This is a genomic window from Streptomyces yokosukanensis (assembly GCF_001514035.1).
GTDB lineage: Bacteria > Actinomycetota > Actinomycetes > Streptomycetales > Streptomycetaceae > Streptomyces > Streptomyces yokosukanensis.
Map to the genome: position 1 here is coordinate 1 of NZ_KQ948264.1, position 5,971 is coordinate 5,971.

The 5,971-nt window shown below is 68.9% G+C and carries 6 protein-coding genes and 2 pseudogenes; 7 read left to right on the plus strand and 1 reads right to left on the minus strand.

Features of this window, described 5'->3' with window-relative positions; genetic code table 11:
- Positions 1 to 433: 433 nt before the first annotated feature.
- Positions 434 to 808 (minus strand): glyoxalase, encoded by a 375-nt coding sequence (locus AQI95_RS43900; RefSeq protein WP_067137079.1) that lies wholly within the window; start codon positions 806 to 808, stop codon positions 434 to 436.
- A 505-nt stretch (positions 809 to 1,313) separates the two neighbouring features.
- Between AQI95_RS43900 and AQI95_RS43905 the strand changes: the two genes are divergently transcribed.
- The 7 genes and pseudogenes from AQI95_RS43905 (at position 1,314) to AQI95_RS48625 (ending at position 5,726) form a co-directional block, all read left to right on the plus strand.
- Positions 1,314 to 2,234: a helix-turn-helix transcriptional regulator gene (locus AQI95_RS43905; protein WP_067137081.1), complete on the plus strand. Its 921-nt coding sequence runs from the start codon at positions 1,314 to 1,316 to the stop codon at positions 2,232 to 2,234.
- A 169-nt stretch (positions 2,235 to 2,403) separates the two neighbouring features.
- Positions 2,404 to 2,829 (plus strand): organic hydroperoxide resistance protein, encoded by a 426-nt coding sequence (locus AQI95_RS43910; protein ID WP_067137089.1) that lies wholly within the window; start codon positions 2,404 to 2,406, stop codon positions 2,827 to 2,829.
- 356 nt (positions 2,830 to 3,185) lie between these two features.
- Positions 3,186 to 3,515: a hypothetical protein gene (locus AQI95_RS49740; RefSeq protein WP_067137083.1), complete on the plus strand. Its 330-nt coding sequence runs from the start codon at positions 3,186 to 3,188 to the stop codon at positions 3,513 to 3,515.
- 74 nt (positions 3,516 to 3,589) lie between these two features.
- Entirely contained in the window at positions 3,590 to 4,405 is an 816-nt protein-coding gene (locus tag AQI95_RS43920; RefSeq protein WP_425264981.1) for an MBL fold metallo-hydrolase, read from the plus strand.
- A pseudogene (locus AQI95_RS50555) lies at positions 4,402 to 4,590 on the plus strand (carboxylesterase family protein); the annotation flags it as partial. The gene AQI95_RS43920 and the pseudogene AQI95_RS50555, both read left to right, overlap by 4 nt.
- A 157-nt stretch (positions 4,591 to 4,747) precedes the next feature.
- Positions 4,748 to 4,891 (plus strand): annotated as a pseudogene (locus tag AQI95_RS50560) (carboxylesterase family protein); the annotation flags it as partial.
- A 124-nt stretch (positions 4,892 to 5,015) separates the two neighbouring features.
- Entirely contained in the window at positions 5,016 to 5,726 is a 711-nt protein-coding gene (locus AQI95_RS48625; RefSeq protein ID WP_067137087.1) for a carboxylesterase family protein, read from the plus strand.
- Positions 5,727 to 5,971: the final 245 nt, after the last annotated feature.

Sequence of the window (5,971 nt, forward strand, 5' to 3'; positions counted from 1 at the left end):
GCCGTCGATGCGGTGGGTCCGAGCCTCAGCGGGTGACCATGCAGTACGACGTCCTCGCCGGGCCGGACCGGGCGCCGTCGTGTTCGTCGCCCCGGCCTGGAGCGGCGACGGCGTCCACAGGCCGGGGCGGAAGCCCTGGCGCGTCTCGCCGTCCTCGGCGGCGTACTCGTCACGCCGGAACCGCCGTGCAGTGCGCCCTGTTGGGGGCAATCGAACACCACGATCCCGGCACGGAATCACGGCACCGACGCCTACGCCTACGCCTACGCCTACGCCTACGCCAAGCAGTACCGCCCCGATGGCTGCCAATTACGTGACCTGATTACCGAAGGGGCGGATACGGACAAAGACTCTTCTGCCGTGCCCCATCGAGCACCCCCTGGCCGTCCATTCGGCTTCTTCTCCTCTCGTTCTGGTCACGGCGACTCTGGTCTCACCTGATGATTCGGGCCTCGAGTTCGGGCTTCCATTGGACGTATTCGACTTCGGAGCCATCTGCGTGTCGGGCGAACAGGTAGGAGCCGGTCGGCCCTTGGACAGGGCCGAAGGTAACCTCGGCGCCGTGGGAGGCAAGAACCGTCCCGACCTCGCCGAGGTCGCTGACGATCACAGTCGTGGTCGCCTTGGGTAGCTTGGCGGCAGCGTCCGCGGGGCCCGCGATCACCAGAAAGTCGCCAACGGCGCCCAGCTCCACCTCGCCGAATTCGAACCGCAGGTGCGGGTCCTCGCCGACCAGCTCGACGAGAGGAGGCAGCGCCCTGTCCAGATCCTCACTCCACAGGCGCGCATATGTCTTCAGAATGGCCATTCCAAACTCCCATACATTCTTCCGGTTACTTGCGAACGATAGGAAAGCAATGACTGACCTGCAAGAACGCACTTTTTGGTGAGAGAGGAACCCAAAGGTAACCGTGAGATGCACCGGGCCGCGCTACCCCTCGGTTCTCACAGGACGGACGTTGCCCGATGTGGCCTCGGGCTGGTCTCGCGAGTAGGTATGTGTCGCAGGGGAGAGGTCGAAGTGACCACCGATGGCACCTCTTCAGAGGAATCTGAAGACGTCGGCCCGCGCCAACGGCATCCGCTGAGCATTGCGCCGGCATTACCTGCGATCCGTGCGGAGTAACCGCGCTCCAGGAACAAGTCAAGGGCGGCATCCCGTAGCCTCGCGCGGCTTCCCGGCTCGCCGGCAAGCCGTACTGCGAGATCAGCCCCGTGCGCTCTGATGCGGCGCGCAGAGACAGGCCGTCCGAACTGTAACTGGCACTGACAGGGGCAGGCACGAACAGCGCGGCAGGCCCACACTCAGATCCATGAGCAGTAAGTCGGAGCTGGGAGAGTTCCTGCGGACACGCCGCGCGCAACTGCAGCCCGCAGACGTCGGGTTGCCGGTGTTCGATGAACGCCGGCGGGTCGCGGGACTGCGGCGCGACGAACTGGCCTTGGTCGCCGGGGTCAGCGAGTCGTACTACACACGGCTGGAACAAGGCGCGTCGGTCAACGCGTCCAAGGAGGTACTGGACGCCATCGCCCGGGCTCTGCGTCTGGACGAGACCGAGCGCCAGCACCTGAGCGATCTCGCCGCAGGCGTCGTGCGCAAGGGAGGCGACCGAGTTCGCAAGCCGGCCCCCGAGCGTGTCAGCGAGACGACGCGGCAGCTGATCGAGGCTTTCGGGGACACGCCAGTCATCGTCCTGGGCCGTCGCAGCGATGTGCTGGCGTGGAACCGCACCGGGCACGCGCTGTTCGCCGGGCACCTCGACCCGCACAGTCCTGAGCATCCGGCTCAGCGGCCGAACACCGCGCGTCTGGTTTTCCGTGACGCCCACACCCGCGACCTGTACGAAGACTGGCGGAAAAAGGCGCGAGACGTGGTGGGACGGCTACGGATGGCCGTCGGCCGGCATCCCGACGACCCGCTGCTGGCCGCGCTCATCGGCGAACTGGTGATGCACAGCCCGGAGTTCACCGCCCTGTGGTCCGAGCACAAGGTTCGGGCCTGGGACGTCGCGAACTACCGGATGCGGCATCCGCTGGTCGGAGTTCTGGACGTGACCCAACAGGCGATGACGGTCCCGAGCGGACGAGGGCAGCGCATGGTCGCGGTCACCACCGCGGCGGCCGGTTCGAAGGCCGCGCTGGCCCTGCTCGCTCGGGCAACCGCCGAGACCACCGTTCCCACCGCGGCCTCGCCCGAACAGGCTCGTCCGGCGCGCGCGAGGTCCGCCTCCTAGCGGTCCGATCCACGTCCGACGGCACTGTCGGCTTCCACCGACACCCGCCACATCCCGGTCCGCATGACCCTCAGGCGGCTTCCGCCTGTCCGAAACCTGCCGAAGACCTCTTCGGCGCCCCCGCAAGTCCCCTGCCCCTAGCCCGTGGAATCCACGAATGGAGACGACCATGTCCGTGCTCTACACCACCGAGGCCCTCTCGACCGGCGACGGCCGCAACGGCGAAGTCCGCACCCTGGACGGCGTCTTCGACGCTGCGCTCGCCGTTCCGAAGGAGATGGGCGGCCCCGGCGGCGACAAGACCAACCCCGAGCAGCTCTTCGCCGCCGGCTACGCGGCCTGCTTCCACAACGGCCTGCGACTGATCGCCGGCGAGCGGAAGCTGAAGTTGACCGGGTCCACCATCACCTCCACGGTGAGCCTTCTCGCCCTGGACGAGGGCAAGCGCTTCTCCCTGGCCATCAAACTGAGCGCGCATCTGCCCGGCCTGGACCAGGCCACCGCCGACCAGCTGATGGAGACGACCCACCAGGTGTGCCCGTACTCCAACGTCACCCGCGGCAACGTCGACGTGGTCCTCGAAGCCACCGTCTGACTGACTGACTGACCGCCCCCAGGGGCGTCAGGCCGTCCGCACCCGGCAGCCTGACGCCCCTCCCCCTCGTCCGTCGTCGAAACGGAGAGATCCATGAAATTCAGGACTGCCTCGGCAGCACTCCCGCTCGCCGCGGTGGCACCTGTCGTGTCCGCGGTGGCTGCGACCGCTGTTCCCGCCACACCGGACGCTTCGTCTCCGAGTGTGATTCAAGCCCACGGACCGGAGGTCTTCCCTCACTCCGTGGACTGCGACCCGCGGTCGAAGCAGTTCCTGGTGGGCTCGCTCAAGCACAGCACGATCTCCGCGGTCGGTCCGGACGGCACCGCCTACGTCGTCGACGAGTTGACCCGACCGTGTTCCGCATCGACTCCCACGGGCACACCTCGGCCTTCCTCCACAGCAAGCTGCCGGCAGGAGCCGTCACCATCCCGAACCCCCTGTCCGGCGTGAGCAGCCGCCTGCTGACCGGCAAGCCGGCCGTCGTGGCACGCGTACGCCCCCACGGCCGGTGGAACACCGCCGCGGTGACGAACACCGACACCGTGTCCGAGCCCGTCACCGACAGCATCAGCGCCGGACCCGGCGGCTCGACCCACGCGCTCAGCGGCGGGCTCGCCGCCCTGCTGACGGGCAAACCCGACGACGGGTTCGTGCTGACCCCCGTCAGGGTCCAGAGCCGATGACGACGACGATGCTGGGGCGGGTGAGCATCGACCGTGTACTGGAGCACGAGATGGCCACGCGGCCGCCCGCGCAGATGTTCCCCGATCTGGACCGGGCCGACTGGCAGGAGCAACGGTCCTGGCTCGCACCCCAGTACTGGGATTCCGCGACAGATCTGCTCCGGACCTGCGTGCAGACCTGGGTACTCCGCACCGATGGAGAGACCGTGCTCATCGACACCGGGATCGGCAACGGCAAGGCGCGCCCGGGGCTGCCGGCCTTCAACGATCTCGACACGGACTTCCTCGGCAGGCTGCGGGATGTCGGCGTACTGCCCGAGGACGTGACAGTTGTAGTCAACACCCACCTGCACGCCGACCACGTCGGCTGGAACACCCGGCTGGACAACGACGAGTGGGTGCCGACGTTTCCGAACGCGACGTATCTGGCACCCCGCGCGGACTACGCGTTCTGGCATCCCGACGCGGCCAGTCGGCCTCGCACAGGAAACGCCAACAACAACGTCTTCGCCGACAGCGTGCTGCCGATCGAGCGCGCGGGCCTGCTGACTCTCTGGGACGGCACACACCGGGTGAACGGTGACCTGAGGCTGGAACTCGCTCCCGGGCACACCCCCGGGTCGTCGGTGCTGTCGCTCGCCTCGGGCACCGACCGGGCCGTGTTCGTCGGAGACCTGCTGCACAACCCCATCCAGATCCACCACCCCGATGTGAACAGCTGCTTCTGCGAGGACCCGGTCGCCGCCCGGACCTCCCGAAGACGCGTGCTCGCCTGGGCCGCGGACAACCAGGCACTGGTGTTCCCCGCCCATCTGCGCGGCGGGCTGGCTGCCGAGATCAGCCGATCCGCGGACGCGTTCACCATCAAGAAGTGGGGCTTCACCACGTGACCGGTCCACCAGTCGTACGCACCGCCGGCGGACTCGTCCGCGGCGTGGTGAAGCATGGATGCGCCGTATTCCACAGCATCCCCTATGCCGCCGCCCCGGTCGGCCCCGCACGTTTCGCTGCTCCGTCCACCCCGTCGCACTGGGAAGGGATCCGGGATGCGACCCGGCCCGGACCGACCGCCCCGTCCCCGGCCCGGAATTTCGGACGGCTGGACCTCACGCCGGTGCTCGGGACCGGCCCGGGCACGGGCGGGGACTACCTGACCGTCACCATGAACTACCGGCTCGGCGTGACAGGCTGGCTGGACCTGCCGGACGCCCCCCCTCCCCGCCGACCGCGGGCTGCTGGACGTCATCGCCGCGCTGCGCTGGGTGGCCACCAACATCCGTGGCTTCGGCGGCGACCCGACGCAGGTGACCCTTTGCGGGCAGTCGGCCGGCGCGATGATCGTCGCGGCGCTGCCGGCCTGCCCGGAGGCCGACGGCCTGTTCCGCGCGCGATCAGCCGGAGCGGAGGCGGCGAGTGCGTGTACGAGCCGGAGCAGGCCGCGCTGGTGGCCCGCACCGTCGCCCAGGTACTGGGGACGCCCCCACCGCAGCGGGCTTGGGCATGGTGCCCGACGCACGACTCGTCGCCCTCATCGGGAACCTGCCACCGATCGATCACGTAGCTCACGGATTCCTGGACACGGCGCTGGGTTCCAGCCCGTTCCGACCCGTCATCGACGGCATCCTCGTACCGGGGCAGCCGGTCAGGACGGTGATGGCGGCCACCGGCACGGACCTGTTGATCGGCACCACCTCGGACGAGGCCGACACCTACACCGTGCCCTGCGGTCTCGTGGACACGGCGACCGACGCGGACCTGCTCGCCACCGCCAGGCGCCGATTCGCCGATCCGGCCAGGCAGGCAGCCGCCTACCGGGCCCGGTTCCCGGCCGAGAACCCCGGCCGCCTTCTCTCACACCTGATCACCGACACGTTCACCGCCGGCAGCCGCCGACTGGCACAAGCCCACGCCTCCCGGTCCGGCGGCCGGACCTTCGGTTACGAATTCACGTGGCGCCCACCGGCCTTCGCCGGTGCTTTGGGCGCTTGCCATTGCGTCGAACTGCCCTTCGTCTTCGATCGCGTGGATCTGCCTGCCCTGCGCGGTGAGTGTGCGCTTCTCGGAGCGGACGCCCTTCCGGCCTCGCTGGCCACGGAAGTGCACGACGCCTGGGTGCGTTTCGCCGCCACCGGTCAACCCGGCTGGAGACAGGGCACCACCCACCGCTTCGGTGACCGCGACGGCGGGAGGACACTCGTCGCAGGGCTTTGACCATCGCAGGACTTTGACACACTGCCGTGTCCCGTCCGGCGGACGTCGGGTCCACTGGGGTGCGGAGCCCCACGCCGGCGGGTTCGGGCAGAACGAGCAACTCCGTCCGCAGGTACGGAGCATTCGGCGCCGGTCGGCCGGTCGGCGCCGCCCTTCCCGACCGCGGGCGCGAGTTGCGGTGCGTCGGGCGGGTTCGCGATGGTGGACCTGGTGATCGACGACGAAGTCCCCTTCGTCCTCGGCGA